General features: G+C 71.1%; 1 protein-coding gene. It reads left to right on the forward strand.

All coding sequences use genetic code 11. The features are described from left to right. Positions 1-130: 130 nt before the first annotated feature. The coding region (locus UK12_RS33810) for a hypothetical protein (protein ID WP_156179134.1) at positions 131-357 on the forward strand (227 nt) is incomplete at its 3' end.

A 357-nucleotide genomic window follows, 5' to 3' on the forward strand; every position in this document is an offset into this window, starting at 1 on the left:
GCGCCCAGGTGACGTCGGCGACGGTCAGCGCGGTGTACTGGGAGTCCACGGCCGTCTGGAGCGGGGTGTTCCCGAGCGCCGGAGCCGGGACGGGGTGGTCGAAGTGGCATCGGTGGTGGGGAGCACTGCCGTGTTGCAGGCGCTGGACAAGGGGGACGGGGCGATGAGGATCGCCGACATCAGCTGGTACCGGCTCCGCTCCAGATTCAGCTTCGTCCGGGCGTTGGGGCTGTTGCACGACCCGGTGGTGATGGGCCACCTGCTCGGCGAGGTCAGTGCGGACCGCATGTTCACGGCGCAGTCCTACCCGGCCGCGAGCAGGCTCGCCCACCCGTCCGACGACCGCCTCGCCCGGCT

The organism is Saccharothrix sp. ST-888 (assembly GCF_000955975.1).
Lineage (GTDB): Bacteria > Actinomycetota > Actinomycetes > Streptomycetales > Streptomycetaceae > Kitasatospora.